This window comes from Streptomyces sp. NPDC057280 (assembly GCF_042668605.1).
In the GTDB taxonomy this organism is placed as follows: Bacteria; Actinomycetota; Actinomycetes; order Streptomycetales; family Streptomycetaceae; genus Streptomyces.
Window position 1 is genome coordinate 174881 of record NZ_JBHUYR010000012.1, and the last position, 17753, is coordinate 192633.

A 17753-nucleotide genomic window follows, 5' to 3' on the forward strand; every position below is an offset into this window, starting at 1 on the left:
GACGGCGAGCTGGGCTGGATGGAGTCCGACGGCACACATGGTCGAGGGGGTACATCGAGTGCACCGCACCGAGCGCACCGGAGTCGACCGTCCCTCCCCGCGGGCCGCGCGTCGCGTCAAGGTCGCAGACCCTGGCCGTGGCCGAGGTCGGGCTCCTGATGGTGCTGGTCGACCGGACTGGCCGGGGCGGCGGTCGGCGTCTTCCGGTACTTCCGGTACCACGTCACCGATCCTCCGCCCCGGCCGCGCCGGGGGATTCTTCGTCTTCGACGTGGGCCCTCCAGGCATCGCGGTCGGAGGGTCATTCCGTCAGCGCCGATGTGTTCAGGCTCGTCCGCGCGGAGTGAGACCTGGTGGTGTCGGTGGGCTGGGAAGGGACCAGCAGGATTTCCGCACCGGCCGGTTCGTCGTCGACGACCCGGGTGGGAACCTGGGCACTCGGTTATGGGGTCGAGTAGGGGTCTTGGCTGATCAGGTGGGCCTTCAGGCCCTCTCCGACGCCGGGTTCCGGGGTGCCCGCCCAGTCCTTGATGAGCACGCCACCACTGCTGCAGCCCCAGGGGTTCCAGGTCCACGCGAGATAACTCATGTTGCGCGCGTCGGCCCAGTCCACCAACTGCTGCATGTAGTCGAAGCCGCAGTTGTCCTGGCCGAACTCACCGATGACGACCGGAACTTGTTGTGCGAGCGGTGCGACCTGGCTGTCCCAGCAGGACACTGTCGCACAGGCGTTGAAGCTGTACGAATGCCAGGACGCGGCGACGTTGTTCAGCGGGTCGTTCGGCATGTGCGTCAGCCACTCGCGCATGTCGTTGGCCCACTCAAGGCCACCCAGCATGAGGACGTTGGTCGCGCCGGTGGCCCGGACCGCGTCGACCAGGTCCTGCATGCCGGCCGTCTCGTACGGCAGGCCCGTGCAGGTGCCGCCGTCGCGCCAGCACTGCCAGCCGACGGTCTTGTCCCAGTCGGCGGCGATCTCCGGGTACGGCTCGTTGAACAGATCGAGGACGACGGCGTCATTGCCCTTGAAGGCGCCTGCGACACCGGTCCAGAACTGAGGGGCGTACTGCGCGTCCGGCATGGGTTTCTGGCAGGTCGCGGTGGCGTCCTTGCAGTGCCAGTCCGGCCCGTTGGTATAGGCGCCCCGCGTCCAGTGCAGGTCGAGGATCGGGGTGATGCCATTGGCGACCAGCAGGTTGACGTAATCCTTGACGCCCTGCTGGTAAGCGGCCCCCTTGGGCGAGCCGTTGAGGCCGAGCCAGCATTCCTCGTTCAACGGCACACGTACGGCGTGGATGTTCCAGGTCTTCATCGCGTCGACGGAAGCCTGGTCGACCGGGCCGCCGTCCCACAGTCCCTTGCCCTGAACACAGGCGTATTCACCGCTGGAGCGGTCCACGCCCAGCAGCCGGTACGGCTTGCCGCTCGCGGTGACGATCTTGTTGCCGGAAACCTTCAGCTCCGGGGCGGGTCCGCTGGGACTGGCGGTCGGAGTGGTGGTGGGGCTGGGGGTCGGGGATGTCACCGAGCCGGTGCAGGTCACGCCGTTGAGCGCAACCGACGCGGGTTGCGGATTGGCACCCTTCCACGCGCCGTTGAACCCGATGGATGCCGACCCGCCCGTGTCCAGCGTCCCGTTCCAGTCGAGGTTGGTGGCGGACACGTGGGTTCCGGACTGTGTCCAGGTGGCACTCCAGCCGTTGGTGACCTTCTGGTCGGAGTTCGGGAAGTCGAAGGTCGCGGTCCACCCTCGCACGGGGGAGCCGAGATTGGTGATGGCCAGGTCCGCGGTGAACCCTCCCGGCCATTCGCTCTGCACCTTGTACGTGACCGAGCAGCCGGTGGCGGCTGCCGATGCGGGCAGGGCGGCGAGGGCAAGGCCGCCCAGGATCAGTGCACCGGCGGCGCCGGCGGCTATCAAGGTGTGACGACGTTTCACCTGATCTCCTTGTTGCATAAGGGATCGATGAGCTCGATACCCATCTGATTGACGGACGGGTGAGCCAGGGGCCCAGGCCGAGGGCCGGCGGTTGACCGGTCCACCCGGCGGGTGCTGCGCGCCGTACGGATCGAGGAATCGACAACTGTCGCGCGCTCAGGTCCTGTCGTCCCGGCACGTTGCATGCGGGCGTCAGCAGCCGATCGGTGAGGAGCCCAGGGCCACGTCGTCGAACCAGAGAGTGTCGTCCCCGGTGCCGTAGCTCTCCCAGCCCAGGCGCAGGCCGGTGGGGCGGGGAGGGGTCCGGCGGGCGAGCCACTGTCCGTCGACGTTCTGGGTCGGCACCCCGTCCACCTGCAGTCCGGCGATCTCCTGGTCGTCGACCCAGGTGCGCATGGACTGGGTGGTGGTGTCGATCTGGTACCGCAGGCACAGCCACCGGCCGGTCGCCAGCGGGGTGCTGAGAGCGACACCCGCCGGGCTCTGTTCCGGAAGCGTCGCGTCGTCGCTCTCGCGGTTCCACTGCAGCGCGCCGTTCTGCCCGCCGACGCGCAGCGCCTTGCCGCCCTGTGAGGCGTCCGGCATGGACACGAAGGTGACGTGGTCGAGGGGCAGGGCGGTCGTGTGCCGGACCCGCATCCGCACGTACACCACGGGCCCGACGGAGGACAGGTCGCGGGTGGAGGCTGCGAAGACGTGGTTGCAGTAGCCTGCGCCGCCGTCGACGCGCAGCGACCTGGTGCCGCTGTAGGCGACGGACGTGTCGACGCTGACCTTCCCCGTTCCCTGGCAGTCGGGTGCCGTGGTGTGCCAGGCGCCCGAGGGCACGGTGCCGCTCTGGTCCTCGAAGTCGGAGCAGATGGCCGCCCCGGCCCCGGCGCATTCGGCCGGCGCTGTGACCGTCGGTGTCGGTGTCGGCGTGGGAGTCGCGGTTCCGCCGCACGCAGCGCCGTTGAGGGCGAAGGCGGTGGGGGCGGGGTCGGTGGTGCGCCAGGTGCCCTGCAGGCCGAAGTCCACGATCCCGCCGGTGGCGAGCTCGGCGTTGTGTGCGGCGTTCACGGCGGTCACCGCGTTGCCCGACTGGGTGACCTGCGCGTTCCAGGCGGACGTGACCTGCTGGTCGCCGCCGTAGGTCCATTCCAGCCGCCAGCCGTTCAGGGCGGCGCCGAGATTCGTGACGCGGATCTGAGCGGTGAAGCCGCCGGACCACTCGTTGATGGTGTACGTGACCGTGCAGCCCGTCACCGCGCCCTGTGCGCGCGACGTCGCCAGCACGGGAAGGGCAACCGCCACCACGGTCAGCACCAATGCCCACAGCGGCAGCTGGTGGCGGCGCACGCGTAATGAAGTCATGGCCATGATCACTCTCTCGACGGGAGTCAGGACGCGGTGCACAGGAGGGTGCCGAGGTCTCGGTCGTCGCCGTTGAGCGTCATCCCCCAGGTCGTCGATGCGCCCGGGGCCAGGGAGCCGTTGTAGGAGGCGTTGTGCACGGTGGTGGCGGGGCGGGACGGATCCACCACCGCGTTCCAGCGGTTCGCCACGGTCACACCGCCCGGCAGGGTGTGGTGTACCGACCAGCCGGTGACCGCCCGGGACCCGGTGTTGGTGACCGTCACGTCGGCCTGGTACCCGCCCTGCCATGAGCCGGTCAGCTTCCACTGCGCCGTGCAGGCGGTGTCGCCGGAGGGGCTCGGCGCGGGAGTGGGAGGCGGTGTCCCGCCAGAGGTGTCAGTGGCGTAGGGGACGGCGGTGTAGTCCTGCGCGCAGCCTCCCGCGCAGCCCGACGGCAGCGAGAAGGAGTACGTACGGCCGCCGCCCAGCCAGGCGTCGGCGGCATCGCGGATCCGTATGGTGAAGTCGCTTCCGCCGGAGGCCGTCGCGCCGATGACGTAGGACTGCCCCATGTCGCTGTTCATGACGGCGTCGGTCCAGGTGCCGTTCGCCAGGTACTGGATGCCGTGGACGCCGTTGGGCAGATGGGAGACGGCGATGGCGGGCCAGTACCGCTGGGCCCCCTTGAGGAAGCCGATACGGATGTCGCCGCTGTAGTCCGGGGCCGGGACGAAACTCCAGGAGACATGACGGTTGTTCCAGCGGCCCGGGTACATCGTCCCCACCGGGGTGCCGCCGATCCGGAAGCGGTTGAGGGAGTCGGTCGCCAGGTCGAGGTGGTTGGGGTCGTCCCGGCACCAGGCGTTGGAATCGGCGCAGCTGTCTGCGACAAGCATGGTCAGCGTGGCCCCGTTGTACTGGTCGGCCGCCCAGGAGCCGTTGCGGCAGAAGGGCTGGCCCTGCGCGCCGTCGTTGGTGCCGGTGCAGTAGTCCCCGATGGTGACCTTGACCCAGCGGCCGCAGTTGCGGCCGTTGTCGAAGGCGCCCTTGATCGATGCGCGCGAGTCCGGCACCGGGCGGGGGTAGGCGCCCGAGTAGTCGCCGGGCGTGTTGAACACGTTGAGGGCCACGAAGTCCTGGCTGTCCAGTTCGCGCTGCGGCAGACCGCAGCCGCCGTAAGGGCTCCCGAGCCCGTCGAAGTGGGTCGCGTTGCCCAGGACCTCAGTGGCGGCGGCGCTCGCGGCGGGCGGCTGGGCGGCCGCGGCCACGACGGGCATCGCGGCGCAGCAGAGCGCCGCGAGCAACGTGGCGATACGCCTTCGGGCGGGCGAGCGGGGGGCCGAGGGAAGCTGCATGGGGGGATCCGCCTTCTTCGTGACGGGGCGCCGTGTCGTTCGTGCGGGACCTCTCTGAGGGTGAGGGGAGCGAGCGCTGGAGCGCCTTCACTGTGGGAGCGCTCCCACACCTTGTATCCGGGACTGTAGAAGAGGGCCATGACCCTGACAAGGGGTCGCGTATACGTCGGAGTTTTCACCGTGTCCGGGGCGGGGCGGGGACGTACCCGGGCCCGACGGGAGCGGAGTCAGCGGAGGTTCCGCTTCTGCCGGGAGTCTTTGACCTCGCGAGGCTCCAGGTCCGGCTGGAAGGCGAAGTCGTACTCGTCGAGTGTCTTGTCGTGTGGGAGCCGGGAGAGCCGCAGACCCTGGCGGAGGCGACGGTCGTCGCGGACGGCGAGTTCCTCGGACAGCACCAGGTCGAGAAGTCGGGGTGGCCATCTTTCCTTCGTCAGCCCGCCGGAGCTACTCGTTGACGGTCTCGGTCAGGTGGGCAGGCCGAGCTTGCCGGCCGTGGTGCGGATGTGGGTGCTAACCGGCTCGCTCAAGACGTTTCCCTCACCCTCGGGTGGGTTGTGAAGGGGCGGCCTCCGGTCAGCTCGTCATAGACCGACAACGACTGATCCTCCTCGGCGAGCGCTTCCGGATACTGCGGTGCCGTCACGTTCGTCGCTCGGCGTCATCGACGATCCCTTCTGCCCGGACCCGCCAAGCACCGGGCGCCGTCGATGAATTGTGGACATGGGATGGTCGTGACGGGGAAATCGGACACAGAAGCCAACAGTGAGAAGCCGAGCGGTCCATCCGGTCCGCGCAAGCGACAACTGGGAGTGTCCAATGGCGAGTTACGGCGGATCTTCTGCCGCGTCCTCGAGTTCGCGCACCAATGGTCTGGCGATCGCGAGTCTGTGCTGCGGTATCGTCGGCCTGTTCATCCTGAACATCATTCTGGGTCCCTTGGCCATCATTTTCGGAGCTGTCGCCCGCCGCCAGGCTGCGGTCAAGACGGGCGCGGGAATGGCAAAGGCCGGAATCATCCTCGGTATCGTCGACGTGGTTCTGTGGCTGGTGCTCCTGATCGTGGCCGCCAACAACGGGGGATTCGGCTGGTACGTCGGCGGCTGACGCTCCGACCTCACGGGTCCGCCGGACCGGAGGTGGTGCCGGTCGACCAAGTGGCGGCGTCGAGCCGGAACGAGGCCGGTGGGCGTGCCGGGGCGTGTGTGCCAAACAGGCTGCAATATGCCGCACGCAGAACGCCTCGATGCCATTGGCGGACGCATAGGACCGCCGAATTCCGCGCCACACAGGGGGCCGTTACCCGCCTTGATGGGCGAGGTCGCGGCCCCCGCCGTTTTCGCCAGGCGTACGTGCGCCAGGAAATCCAAGGAGGTACTTCCGCCGCCTGTTCGAGGCAGTCCCGACAGGGGACATGCGGATCACGACGGACCTGTTGTGCCGTGGCGAATGTTCGGGGAGAAGAAACAGCGACGACCCAATGCCGTTGGATTTGGCATCCGTTCGGGTTGAAGGCGCAATAGCCCGCCTGTGGCGCTGATCCCCACCAGCGAGGGAACCGTGGCACAGACCGGGCGTACGACGAGGCCGCACCGTGCCGAGCGGTTCTCGCTACCGTCCCGGGCTCCGTTCGTTGTCGCGGATCCAGCGGCACAGGGTCCCGCACTCGGCGAGTTCCAGGGCCTTCCGGTGGCCGGACGCAGAGTGCTGTCGGCGCTCAGTAGCCGGGCGGGATCCGGTCCTGCGGCTCGTCAGCCACCTCTGCCGCGGCGTCCTGCCGTTGCGCCCGCCGGGCCACGGCCGGGTCGGCCGAGTCCGCGACCAGCTGCGCGACGCGCAGGGTGCAGTCCCACTCCGACAGCTTGCCCCTGATCACGACCCGGTAGGTCTCGTGGTCGGCGAAGCGGTACACCTGGCGCCGCTTCTCGATGATGTTCTTGCTCGGTACATACGTGTGCAAGGCGGCGCGAAGTGCGGTCAGTGCCTGCTCCTTCGTCTCCAGGTCGCGGCGGATGAACTCGGTCCGGTGCACGTCGCTGTAGTACTCCGCGATCACTACCCACTCGCCCATCCGCTCCCCCTCGCAGTCGCCGCCAGTCAGCCACAGGATCGGACCGCGCAGCAAGGGTCCTGCACGCGCCGCTCCGCAAGGACTCCTCGGTGTCGCTGCGGCGTCGCGGACACACCGGTCGTACGGGCGGCCACGAGGTCCGTGACCGCCCGCCGACCACCGCAGCACACCCTGTTGGGCGGGCCTTGTCGGGTCAGGACTTGCCGGAGTAGACGACGCCGCCGACCAGGTTCTGGGCGGCAGGGCCCCACACCTGGTCGTACAGCGAGGTGATGACGCCGAGCGTGTGCAGCAGCCGAGCGGTCGCGGCACCGTAGGTGAGTTTCAGCTGGTTTGCGCGGGTGATGCTGCAGGTGCGTGGCGCCTACACGGCGCAGCGGGCACTCGACCCCCGTTGACCAACTTCGGGTGATCCGCCCACTGGCTACCCGGCTTGCCGTCACCGGGGTAGAAGCGACTCGATCATGTGGCTTTCGAGCCTGTCTGCGGCTGAGCGGCGTCTCATTCCCCCGCGCGATGGGCAGCGGGCCTGGACTGACACCCGCTCAGTGGGACTTATCGGTGCCGGCGCTCAGCGCTGTGCGGTCCAGCGGGCGTCGTAGCCCCTCCACTGCGCGGCGGCCGTCAGCGGAACGACGGCGGGCGGCTCCGCCGAGGTGGTCAGCTCGATCCGCCGTCCCTCGGCCGACGAACGCAGGAGGGCGCTCATCGTCTCCAGCACGTGCAGGGCGAGGTCACCGCTCGCGCGGGGTGCCCGCAGCCGGCCCGCGGTCACGAAATCGAGCAGACCGAGGCCGCGTGCACCGTCCACGTAGCCCGCGGACGCGAGGAGCGGCTGCCACTGGGTGCCGCCGAGTTCGAAGAGGCGTACCTCACCGTCGAAGTGGTTCGGATCCGGGACCGCCAGGGTTCCCGCGTCGCCGTGCACCTCGATCGGCACGGCTGTGGCGGCCACCCCGTCGAAGCTCGTCGTGATCGTCGTCAGAGTCCCGTTCACATGCTCGAGCACGCCCGCGACATGGCTGTCGACCTCCACCGGTATCCGCTCGCCCGCGCGCGGGCCGGAACCGATGACGCGCTCGCTCCGCAACCGGCTCGTGGCCCCGATCACGGCCCGTACCGGGCCCAGGAGGTGGATCAGGGACGTGAGGTAGTACGGCCCCATGTCCAGCAGCGGGCCACCCCCGGCGGAGTAGTAGAAGTCGGGGTGAGGGTGCCAGCGCTCGTGCCCCGCTGTGACCATCACGGCGGAGGCGAACTGGGGACGCCCAATGCTTCCCGCCGACACCGCCGCGCGCGCCGTCTGGATACCGGTGCCCAGTACGGTGTCCGGAGCGCATCCCACACCCACACCGGCCTGCGCTGCCGCCTCCAGCACGGCGCGAGCGGCAGGCAGGTCGGCGGCCAGCGGCTTCTCCCCGTAGACGTGCTTCCCATGGCCGATCGCGCCGAGGGCTATCTCGGAGTGGGCCGCGGGGACGGTGAGGTTCAGCACCGTGTCCACATCCGAACTGGTCAGCAACTCCTCGACGGACATGGCCCGCGCACCGGGCAGTTCGGCGGCGACCGCCGTCGACCGGGAGGCGTCGAGATCGGCGACCGCGGTGACGCGTACGGCGGGATGGCCGACGAGCGTGTCCAGGTACGCGCGGGAGATGACGCCGAGACCTACGACGCCGACGCGGTGCGCGTCGCCCACAACATGCCCCTTTCGATGATGGTGCGGACGTTCGGGTTCTCCAGAACGTCGAGGCTGTGTCCCGGTGTCGTGACCAGGACCCGCCCGGCACCCCACCGCCGGGTCCAGACCGCAGGCGAGGTCACCGGCCGGTGCCAGGGCTGCCACGGTCGGGCGGGATGGGTGGTGGTGGCCAGGACGTCGATCAGGTCGTCGTGGAGCACCCAGTACTGCTCGGTGTGCAGCTCGAAGTCCTCGACGCCCGCGGTGACGGGGTGCTCGCGACCGAGGTCCGTGATGTCGATCCTGTGCGGCAGGTAGTTGTCCTCCTGAACGCCCCGGCGTTGACAGGGCTCCTTGCCCGGGTGAGTCGCGAACTGCCCTCCCACCAGGTGGAGATAGTCGGACGAGGCGCGGAACGAGTCGGCGATGCCGCCGTGCCAGCCGGTGAGGCCCGTGCCGGTTTCCACCGCCGCGCTCAGTCCCTCGAGCTGCTCACCGCTGATCTCCGACATCGTGACGCACTGCACGACGAGATCGGTGCGGGCCATCTCGGCGGCGTCGGCGTATACGTCGGTCGACTCCTCGACCCGGACGTCGTATCCGTTGCCGCGCAGGAAGGGCAGGAACAGCTCTGTGGCCCGAACCGGCTGGTGCCCCTCCCAACCGCCTCTGACGACCAGGGCCTTCTTCCGCGTCATCTCGTGCCTACTCGTGTCTTCTCAAGCCGCAGTCTTGAGACTTGAGGTTGAAGATCGGCGCACCCACTATGCGTCAGGCGCTTGCCCACAGGGAAGAGCCACCGAATTACACGAAGGTCTTTCAACTCCACCCTCCGCACCAGACGTCGTGCACCACCGCCGTGCCCGAGCACAACGAGGCCATACCGAGGCGTTCGACGGCCGATGCGTACTGGTGCAGCAGTGCCATCCGCTCGTCGCGCGTGAGCCGCCCGAGCAGGTCGCCGGCGCGCCCGTCGATCGGCTGCACCGGGCCGCGGAACGGATTCCGGGCGGCGGGCAGGACGAAGAACCCACGAGGAAGACGCTGAGGCAGGCTGATTGCGGCTATCGAAGCGCTTCGACGCTCGCATTGCCGCGACGGACTGTCAACAGCCTGAGCCAAAGAGATTTTCTTGATGCAGCTCCTCTTGTCTCGCAAGAGACGTGTCATTAACGTTCCCGGCCAGGTGAAGCGCTTCGACGATCGAGAAGGAAGGGCCTCCGCCTTGAGTGACGGTGATCTCCTGACGCCCGTACCGCTGCTGATCATCCGCCCGTTCGGACAGAAGCACTTCCGCACCGGTGTGCTCTCGGGAGCGATCAGGAAGTGAACCGGCCGACCGTCTGCACCCTCGACCCGCGACCGGGAGCGGCTCCGCCCGCTCACGCCCCGCTGCCGGAGCGGAACCGCTCCCTCACCACCGTCAGGAGGGCCGGAGCAGTAGCCCAGCACGTGCCGAGTCCCTTCTTCCCGAGGACCAGTCATGACCACGCGCAGCCTGACCGACCGCCTGGGCGGCCTCGCCTTCGGCGGTGACTACAACCCCGAGCAGTGGGACGAACCGGTCTGGAAGGAGGACGACGCGCTGATGCGCCGGGCCAGGGTCAACCTGGCCACCGTCGGCGTCTTCTCCTGGGCCCTGCTGGAACCGGACGAGGGCCGCTACGACTTCGCCTGGCTCGACGCCCAACTAGACCGCCTGCATGCCAACGGCGTGGCCGTCGACCTCGCCACCCCGACCGCGTCTCCGCCGCCCTGGTTCACCCTGGCCCACCCCGACGCGCTTCCGGTCACCCCGGACGGCACCCGCCTCACCCACGGCAGCCGCGACACCTACTGCCTCACAGCGCCCGCCTACCGCGGCGCGGCCCGCCGGATCGCCTCCGCCCTGGCCGAACGCTACGCAGAGCACCCCGCCATCGCCCTGTGGCACGTCCACAACGAGTACGGCACGCTCTGCTACTGCGACCACACCGCCGTCGCCTTCCGGGGGTGGCTGCGCGCGCGCCACGGCTCGCTGGACGCCCTCAACGAAGCGTGGGGAACAGCCTTCTGGAGCCAGCGCTACACCTCCTGGGAGCAAGTGCTGCCGCCGCGCGCGACGCAGTGGCACAGGAACCCCGGTCAGACACTGGACTTCCGCCGCTTCTGGTCCGACGAGATCATCGCCGCCTACCGCGAACAACGCGACGCGATCCGCGCGCACAGCGACCGCCCGGTGACGACCAACCTGATGCTCCCCGCCTACCAGAACGTCGACCTGTGGGCCCTGGCCCGCGAACTGGACGTCGTCACGTCCGACCAGTATCCGAGCGCCCCCGGTCTGGACGCAGCCGCCGACGTCGCCTTCCACGCCGACCGCGCCCGCTCCCTGGGCGGCGGCCGGCCCTGGCTGCTGATGGAACAGGGCACCAGCACCGTCTACGACCGCGACCGGGTCCTCTCCAAAGAGCCCGGGGACATCCTGCGCCACACCCTCGGTCACATCGCGCGCGGTTCGGAAGGAGCCTTGTTCTTCCAGTGGCGGCAGTCCCGCTTCGGCGCCGAGACGTGGCACTCGGCGATAGTCCCGCACGCGGGGCCGGACAGCCGCATCTTCCGTGAGGTCGCGCACGTCGGCGAGGCGGTCGCCCGGCTCGGCGAGCTGGCGGGATCGACGGTCACCGCTTCGGTGGCGGTCCTGCACGACGCGGACGCCTGGTGGGCGCTCGGCGTGGACGGCCTGCCCTCGGCAGACCTCGACTACCACGCCGCACTTGGTCGGGCGCACCGGGCGCTGTGGGACGCCGGCGTCACCGTCGACTTCGCGCACCCCGAGCACGACTTGAGCCGCTTCCCGCTCGTCATCGCGCCGGCTCTGTTCCTCCTGTCCGACACGGCGGCCGAGAACCTGCGCCGTTACGTCGCCGACGGCGGGACGCTCCTCGTCCAGCACGCGAGCGGATATGTCGACGAGCAGCTGCACGCCCGCCTCGGCGGCTACCCCGCCGCGCCGCTGCGCGAGGCATTGGGCATCCGTGTCGAGGAGTACCGGCCACTGCGGCGGGACGAGCGGATCGCCCTGTCGGACGGATCGCACGGCACCGTCTGGAGCGAGTCACTACGCGCCGAAGGTGCGGACACGCTCGCCGCCTACGCCGAGGGCATGCTCGCCGGTGACCCGGCGCTGACCCGCCACCACTTCGGCACCGGAACGGGCTGGTACCTCTCGACCCGCCTGGACGACGCCGGTTACGCCGCCCTGGTCGCCCGGCTGCTCGACGAGGCGAGGGTGGGTCCCGAGGTGCCGGGCCTGCCGGCTCAGGTCGAGGCCGTCGTCCGACGCGCTCCGGACGGCCGTAGCTGGCACGTCCTGATCAACCACCGCCCCGAACCCGTGCCCCTGCCCGAGCCCGCCCACGACGTGCTCACCGGCATCACAGTGTCCGAACTGCCGCCCGGCGGCTGCGCGGTGCTCCGTATCACCTGACCCCCGCCCATTGCCTCCCTCCTCACCGCTGGGGCCCGACCCACACGACTCTCCCCCACCGAAAGGCCACCATGACCAGCGCACCGCAGACCCTCCGATGGGGCCACGCCGCCCTGGAGGTCGAGATCGACGTCGGCGAGGACGGCACCGCCCGCCTCACCCGCATCGGCCTCCCCGGCGGGACACCCCCCGAGCGGCGCAACTGGCCTCCGCTGCCCCTGCTGGAGGTCACGGCCGCGGGGCACGGCCGCGCCTGGTCGGGCGGGCGGCTCATCGACTCCTACGTCGGCGGACGGCTGCGCCACCGCGCGCACCGCGTCTCCCGCGACGGTGACTCGCACGTACTGACCGTCGAACTCGTCGACCCCGAAACCGGACTCGTCGCGGAGGTGACCTACCGCTCGCCGGACGGCGTGCCCGTGCTGCGCAGCGAGGTGGTGCTGCGCAACGGCGGGCAGGCCGCGCTGTACCTGGAATCGGTCTCGTCCCTGGTCGTGGGGTGCCTCGCGGACGGCCCGGAGGCCATCGGAGGCGCGGACCTGCTGTGGGCGGAGAACGACTGGGTCGCCGAGTGCCGCTGGCAGCGCCGGCCGATGCGGGTGACCTTACCGATGCTGAGCGACCGCGTCGTCGTCTACGACAACGGCAAGGGCGAGTTCACGCAGACCGGCCGGGGCGTGTGGTCCAGCTGCGGCCGCCTGCCCATGGGCGGCCTCACCGACCGCGACTCGGGCCGCACCTGGCTGTGGCAGATCGAACACAACGGCGGCGGCTGGCACTGGGAGTGCGGCGAACGCGACCAGCTCGCCTACCTGGCCCTGTTCGGCCCCACCGACACCCACCACGGCTGGCGCCAACCCCTGCAGCCCGGCGGCGAGTTCCACACCGTACCCGTCGCCCTGGCCCTCAGCGCCGACGGAGGCCCGGACGACGCGTTCGCCGCGCTGACCCGTTACCGCCGCACAGCCCGCCGCCCGCACTCCGATCACCGGCAACTCCCCGTCATCTTCAACGACTACATGAACTGCCTGATGGGCGACCCGACCACGGAGAAACTGCTGCCGCTGATCGACGCGGCGGCCGAAGCGGGCGCGGAGTACTTCGTCATCGACGCCGGCTGGTACGACGACGAGAACGGCGGCTGGTGGGACAGCGTCGGCGCCTGGGAGCCGGCCGCCTCCCGGTTCCCCGGAGAGCGCGGGATCCACGAGGTGCTGGACCGCATCCGCGAGCGCGGCATGGTGCCCGGCCTGTGGCTGGAGCCCGAGGTGATCGGCGTACGCAGCCCCATGGCCAAGGCCCTCCCGGACGAGGCGTTCTTCCGCCGCGACGGCGTGCGCGTCACCGAGACCGGCCGCCACCACCTGGACCTGCGTCATCCAGCCGCTCGGGCCCATCTGGACCAGGTCGTGGACCGTCTGGTCGGCGAGTGGGGCGTGGGCTACCTCAAGCTCGACCACAACATCGACCCGGGCTCCGGCACCAGCGCCCACCCCGGCGAGACCCCGGCCGCCGGGCTGCTCGGCCACAACCGCGCCCAACTGGACTGGCTCGACGGCATCCTGGACCGCTACCCGCACCTGGTGCTGGAGAACTGCTCCTCCGGAGGCATGCGTTGGGACTACGCACTGCTGTCGCGCCTGCAACTGCAGTCCACCAGCGACCAGCAAAACCTCCAGCTGTACGCTCCGATCGCCGCCTCGGCGCCCACCGCCGTCACCCCCGAGCAGGGCGCCGTCTGGGCCTACCCGCTGCCGGAGGACTCCCTCGACGAGGTCGCCTTCACCATGGCGAGCGCACTCCTGGGCCGCATCCACCTCTCCGGGCTGCTCCCGGATCTGCGGCCCGAGGCCCGGGCCCTGGTTCATGAGGCCGTCACCGTGTACAAGGCCATCCGTGCCGACCTGCCCCAGGCCGTCCCCGCCTGGCCGCTCGGCCTGCCCGCCTGGGACGACACGTGGCTCGCCCTGGCCCTGCGCACCCCGGACACCACCTACCTCACCGTGTGGCGCCGCCCCGGCGGCGCGCCCACCATGGCCCTCCCCCTGCCTCACCTGCGCGGCTCCACCGCTCACGTCGACGTCCTCTACCCCACCGCGAGCCAGGCCGTCGCCGCCTGGAACCCCGATGCCGCCGACCTCTCGCTGACGCTGCCCACAGCTCCGTCCGCCGTGCTGCTCCGCCTCACCCCCACGGCGCCGGACGCCCCCTGAACCGCCGGTGCCACCTGACAACGACCCGCTGAAGGAAAGGGACTTGACCCCATGTCAGACATACGGCGGGCGGACGCCACCATGACCAACCCCGTGATCCCCGGCTTCCACCCGGACCCCAGCGTCTGCCGCGTGGGCGACGACTACTATCTCGTCTGCTCCAGCTTCGAGTACTTCCCCGGCATCCCCGTCTTCCACAGCCGGGACCTGATGCACTGGACACAGATCGGCAACGCCCTGGACCGGCCGGCCCAACTGCGCCTGCCGGCCGCCATGCCGTCCTCCGGCGGGATCTACGCCCCCACCCTGCGCCACCACGACGGACGTTTCTGGCTGATCGTCACCAACGTGGCCGACGGCGAGGGCACCATGCTGTTCACCGCCACCGACCCGGCCGGGCCCTGGTCCGACCCGATCCGGCTGCCCGAGGTGAAAGGCATCGACCCGGACCTCGCCTGGGACGAGGACGGCACCTGCTGGTGCACGGTCGCCGGAGGCGCGCAGGTCCGTATCAACCCGTACACCGGCGAGACGTCCGGACCCGCGCACCAGGTGTGGGCCGGCACTCCGGGCGCTCAGGCGCCGGAAGCCCCGCATCTCTACCACATCGGCGCCTACTGGTACCTGCTCATCGCCGAGGGGGGCACCGAGCGCGGCCACGCCGTCTCGATCGCCCGCGGGCGCACGCCCACCGGCCCGTTCGAGCCGTGCCCGCGCAATCCGGTCCTCACCCACCGCGGCACCCACCACCCCATCCAGAACACCGGGCACGCCGACCTGGTCCAAGGCCCCGACGGCACTTGGTGGTTGGTGCTGCTGGGGGTCCGCCCGCGCGGTGGCACGCCCGGCTGGCACGTGCTGGGGCGCGAGACGTTCCTCGCACCGGTGTCGTGGGTGGACGACTGGCCCGTCGTCGGCGAGGTGACGTCCGTTCTGCCCGCACCGGCATGGCCGCTCGTGCCCGGCCCGGCCGAGCAAGTACGGGACGACTTCGACCTGAGCGAGCTGCGGCCGCAGTGGATCTCCGTACGCGACCGTCCCGCCGAGCACTTCACCACCAAGGAACGGCCCGGCTGGCTGACCCTGCGGGCCCGCGGCGCCTCACTGGACGAGCCGGACGTCGTCTTCGCCGGCCGCCGTCAGCAGCACCTGTCCTGCCGGGTACGCACCCGGATCGACCCCGCCGAAGGGCACGGTGGCCTCGCCGTCCGTCTGGACGAGGAGCATCACTACGAGATCGAGGCGGCCGAGGGCCAGGTACGCGTCCTGAGCCGCGTGGGACCGTTCCGCACCGTCGTGGCGGCCCATCCCGTGCCCCCCGGGCCCGTGGTTCTGCGCCTCGACGTCTCCGACGCCCCTTCCAATGGCCCCCGCACCGGCCCCGACGTCCTCACGTTCGGCGTCGAGAAGCAGGACGGCACCTTCCTCCCGCTCGGCGCACTCGACGGCCGCTACCTGTCCACCGAGGTGGCAGGCGGCTTCACCGGACGGGTCATCGGCCTGTACGCCGCAGCGGGCACCGTGCACTTCGACTGGTGCGACTACGAGCCGCTCTCCCCCTGAACCGGCGCGGCGAGCCGAGACACCACACCTCGAATTCCGCCAACGCCCCCCTTGCTGTCTGCCGCTCCATCCCCCCACGGGCGGAACCCGCTCGGCCAACACAGGAAGGTCAGAGATGAAGGGAACGCACCACCCCTCCGACCAGCGCAGAGTCGGCCCCCGCCGGGTGCTGGGTCTGCTGCTGGCGCTGGTCGCCGCGATCGGACTGACCGGCACCACCGCGTTCGCCGTACCGTCCCACGAGGGCACGTACGCGGCGACGAAGAGCATCGCGCCCGGTCCGATGGGCACAGTGGCCGCGATGCAACCCAGCTGGAACCTCGGCAACACCCTGGACGCCATCCCCGACGAGACGTCCTGGGGCAACCCCCCGGTCACCAAGGCCCTGTTCGACACCATCAAGTCCCAGGGCTTCCGCAGCGTCCGGATCCCGGTGACGTGGACGGACCACCAGTCCTCCACCGCCCCCTACACGATCGACGCGCGATGGATGACCCGCGTCAAGCAGGTGGTCGACTGGGCCCTGTCCGACGGTCTCTACGTCGTGATCAACGTCCATCACGACTCGTGGCAGTGGATCGCCGACATGCCCACCGACCATGACGGCGTCCTGGCCCGTTTCAAGGCCTCCTGGACCCAGATCGCCGCCACGTTCAAGGACTCCCCGCAGAAGCTGCTCTTCGAGAGCAACAACGAGCCGCAGTTCAACAACACCACCGACGCGCAAGGCATCCAGTACAACGACGAACTGAACACCGCCTTCCACGGCGTGGTGCGCCAGTCCGGCGGCAACAACGCGACCCGCCTGCTCATCCTGCCCAGCCTGCACACCAACTCCGGCCAGGTCTTCCTGGACGCCCTGGTGAGCAAGATGAAGTCGCTCAACGATCCCAACCTCGTGGCCACCGTGCACTACTACAGCTGGTACCCGTTCAGCGTGAACATCGCCGGCGGTACCCAGTTCGACGCCACCGCCCAGAAAGACCTGACCGACAACTTCGCCCGCCTCCGTGACACCCTCGTCTCCAAGGGAATCCCCGTCTACCTGGGTGAGTACGGCCTGTTGTCGTACCCCGACCAGTTCCAGCCCGCGCCGCGTGTCGAACGCGGCGAGGCACTGAAGTACTTCGAGATGTTCGGGTACGAGGCCCGCGCCTCCGGGGTGACCACGGCCCTGTGGGATGCCTACAACTTCCTGAACCGCTCCACGCTGCAATGGCGTGACCCCGAGCTGATCAATTTGATCAAGTCGAGCTGGACCACCCGCTCGGGCACCGCCTCCTCGGACCGTGTCTTCCTCGCCAAGTCGGCTGCCATCACCGCCAGGACACTCACCCTCAACCCGAACGGCACCACCTTCCGCGGCCTGTGGCAGGGCGGCAAAGAGCTCGTCAGGGGCCGGGACTACACCGTCTCCGGCAACCAGCTCACGCTCACCGCCACCGCGCTGACCCGGCTCGCCGGCGACCGCGCCTACGGGGTCAACGCGACCATCGAGGCTCGCTTCTCCCGGGGTCTGCCTTGGAAGATCCACGTGACCACGTACGACAGGCCGGTGCTCTCCGACGCGACCGGTGACGCCGGCGGTCTCACCATTCCCACCCAGTACCGCGGTGACCAACTGGCCACCATGGAGGCCACGTACGCAGACGGCAGCAATGCCGGCCCGACCAACTGGACGCCCTACCAGGAGTTCAACGAGGCCTTCTCCCCCGACTATTCGGGCAATGGGCTCCTGCTCACCTCCAAGTTCGTCGCCTCACTGCGCGACGACACGCAGGCGACGCTCGTCTTCCACTTCTGGAGCGGAGCCACCGTGACGTACCACGTGACGAAGACCGCAGGCTCGGTGACCGGAACCGTCGCCTGACCCTCCCCGGCCCCGGTTGTCTCCCAGCACCCGGGGCCCTCTTCCCGCCCGGCCAGCCCTTCGGCGGCCGGGGCGAGCCGTCGGGCCACCGGCAACAGGAGGCCGACCCCACCGTGGACCCCACGGCAAGACGGACCTCCACTCCCCTGGAACTGCCTCTTCTACCTCAACTCCGGTCCCATGAACCGGTTCTCCGATCTCTGGCCCCGGGCTGAGCCGGCTACCGAGAGTGGCGTATACGAGGTACGCCGGATGCGACG

12 protein-coding genes and 1 pseudogene are annotated in these 17753 nt (G+C 69.8%); 5 read left to right on the plus strand and 8 right to left on the minus strand.

Features of this window, described 5'->3' with window-relative positions:
* Positions 1-442 precede the first annotated feature (442 nt).
* The 4 genes and pseudogenes from ACFUO4_RS40530 to ACFUO4_RS40545 form a co-directional block, all read right to left on the minus strand.
* A complete protein-coding gene (locus ACFUO4_RS40530; protein WP_383494840.1) occupies positions 443-1939 on the minus strand; it encodes a cellulase family glycosylhydrolase in 1497 nt (498 codons plus the stop codon).
* Between the two features lie 192 nt (positions 1940-2131).
* A complete protein-coding gene (locus ACFUO4_RS40535; protein WP_383494843.1) occupies positions 2132-3298 on the minus strand; it encodes a cellulose-binding domain-containing protein in 1167 nt (388 codons plus the stop codon).
* Between the two features lie 20 nt (positions 3299-3318).
* Positions 3319-4629 carry a cellulose binding domain-containing protein gene (locus tag ACFUO4_RS40540; RefSeq protein WP_383494846.1) on the minus strand — a complete coding sequence of 437 codons (1311 nt, stop codon included), beginning with the start codon at positions 4627-4629 and terminating at the stop codon, positions 3319-3321.
* A gap of 254 nt (positions 4630-4883) precedes the next feature.
* Positions 4884-5156: pseudogene (locus ACFUO4_RS40545) on the minus strand (ATP-binding protein); the annotation flags it as partial.
* Between the two features lie 289 nt (positions 5157-5445).
* On the opposite strand from ACFUO4_RS40545, the gene ACFUO4_RS40550 reads away from it, so the two are divergent.
* Positions 5446-5733 (plus strand): DUF4190 domain-containing protein, encoded by a 288-nt coding sequence (locus ACFUO4_RS40550; RefSeq protein WP_059190295.1) that lies wholly within the window; start codon positions 5446-5448, stop codon positions 5731-5733.
* A 610-nt stretch (positions 5734-6343) separates the two neighbouring features.
* Here the strand turns inward: ACFUO4_RS40550 and ACFUO4_RS40555 are convergent.
* The 4 genes from ACFUO4_RS40555 to ACFUO4_RS40570 all read right to left on the minus strand — a co-directional run bounded on the left by ACFUO4_RS40555 (position 6344) and on the right by ACFUO4_RS40570 (position 9548).
* Positions 6344-6697, minus strand: coding sequence for a hypothetical protein (locus tag ACFUO4_RS40555; protein WP_383494850.1), 354 nt, complete (start codon positions 6695-6697; stop codon positions 6344-6346).
* A gap of 571 nt (positions 6698-7268) precedes the next feature.
* Positions 7269-8396 (minus strand): Gfo/Idh/MocA family protein, encoded by a 1128-nt coding sequence (locus tag ACFUO4_RS40560; RefSeq protein ID WP_383494853.1) that lies wholly within the window; start codon positions 8394-8396, stop codon positions 7269-7271.
* A complete protein-coding gene (locus tag ACFUO4_RS40565; protein ID WP_383494856.1) occupies positions 8366-9076 on the minus strand; it encodes a ThuA domain-containing protein in 711 nt (236 codons plus the stop codon). Before ACFUO4_RS40565 ends, ACFUO4_RS40560 begins: the two co-directional genes overlap by 31 nt.
* Positions 9077-9197: 121 nt before the next feature.
* Positions 9198-9548, minus strand: coding sequence for a hypothetical protein (locus ACFUO4_RS40570; protein ID WP_383494859.1), 351 nt, complete (start codon positions 9546-9548; stop codon positions 9198-9200).
* Positions 9549-9861: 313 nt separating this feature from the next.
* Between ACFUO4_RS40570 and ACFUO4_RS40575 the strand changes: the two genes are divergently transcribed.
* From ACFUO4_RS40575 to ACFUO4_RS40590, 4 genes are all read left to right on the plus strand, one after another.
* Positions 9862-11847, plus strand: a complete 1986-nt coding sequence (locus ACFUO4_RS40575; protein ID WP_383494862.1) for a beta-galactosidase — start codon at positions 9862-9864, stop codon at positions 11845-11847.
* A 71-nt stretch (positions 11848-11918) separates the two neighbouring features.
* Entirely contained in the window at positions 11919-14060 is a 2142-nt protein-coding gene (locus ACFUO4_RS40580; protein ID WP_383494865.1) for an alpha-galactosidase, read from the plus strand.
* 51 nt (positions 14061-14111) lie between these two features.
* Positions 14112-15623, plus strand: a complete 1512-nt coding sequence (locus ACFUO4_RS40585; protein WP_383494869.1) for a glycoside hydrolase family 43 protein — start codon at positions 14112-14114, stop codon at positions 15621-15623.
* 115 nt (positions 15624-15738) lie between these two features.
* Positions 15739-17493 (plus strand): cellulase family glycosylhydrolase, encoded by a 1755-nt coding sequence (locus ACFUO4_RS40590; RefSeq protein WP_383494873.1) that lies wholly within the window; start codon positions 15739-15741, stop codon positions 17491-17493.
* Positions 17494-17753 lie beyond the last annotated feature (260 nt).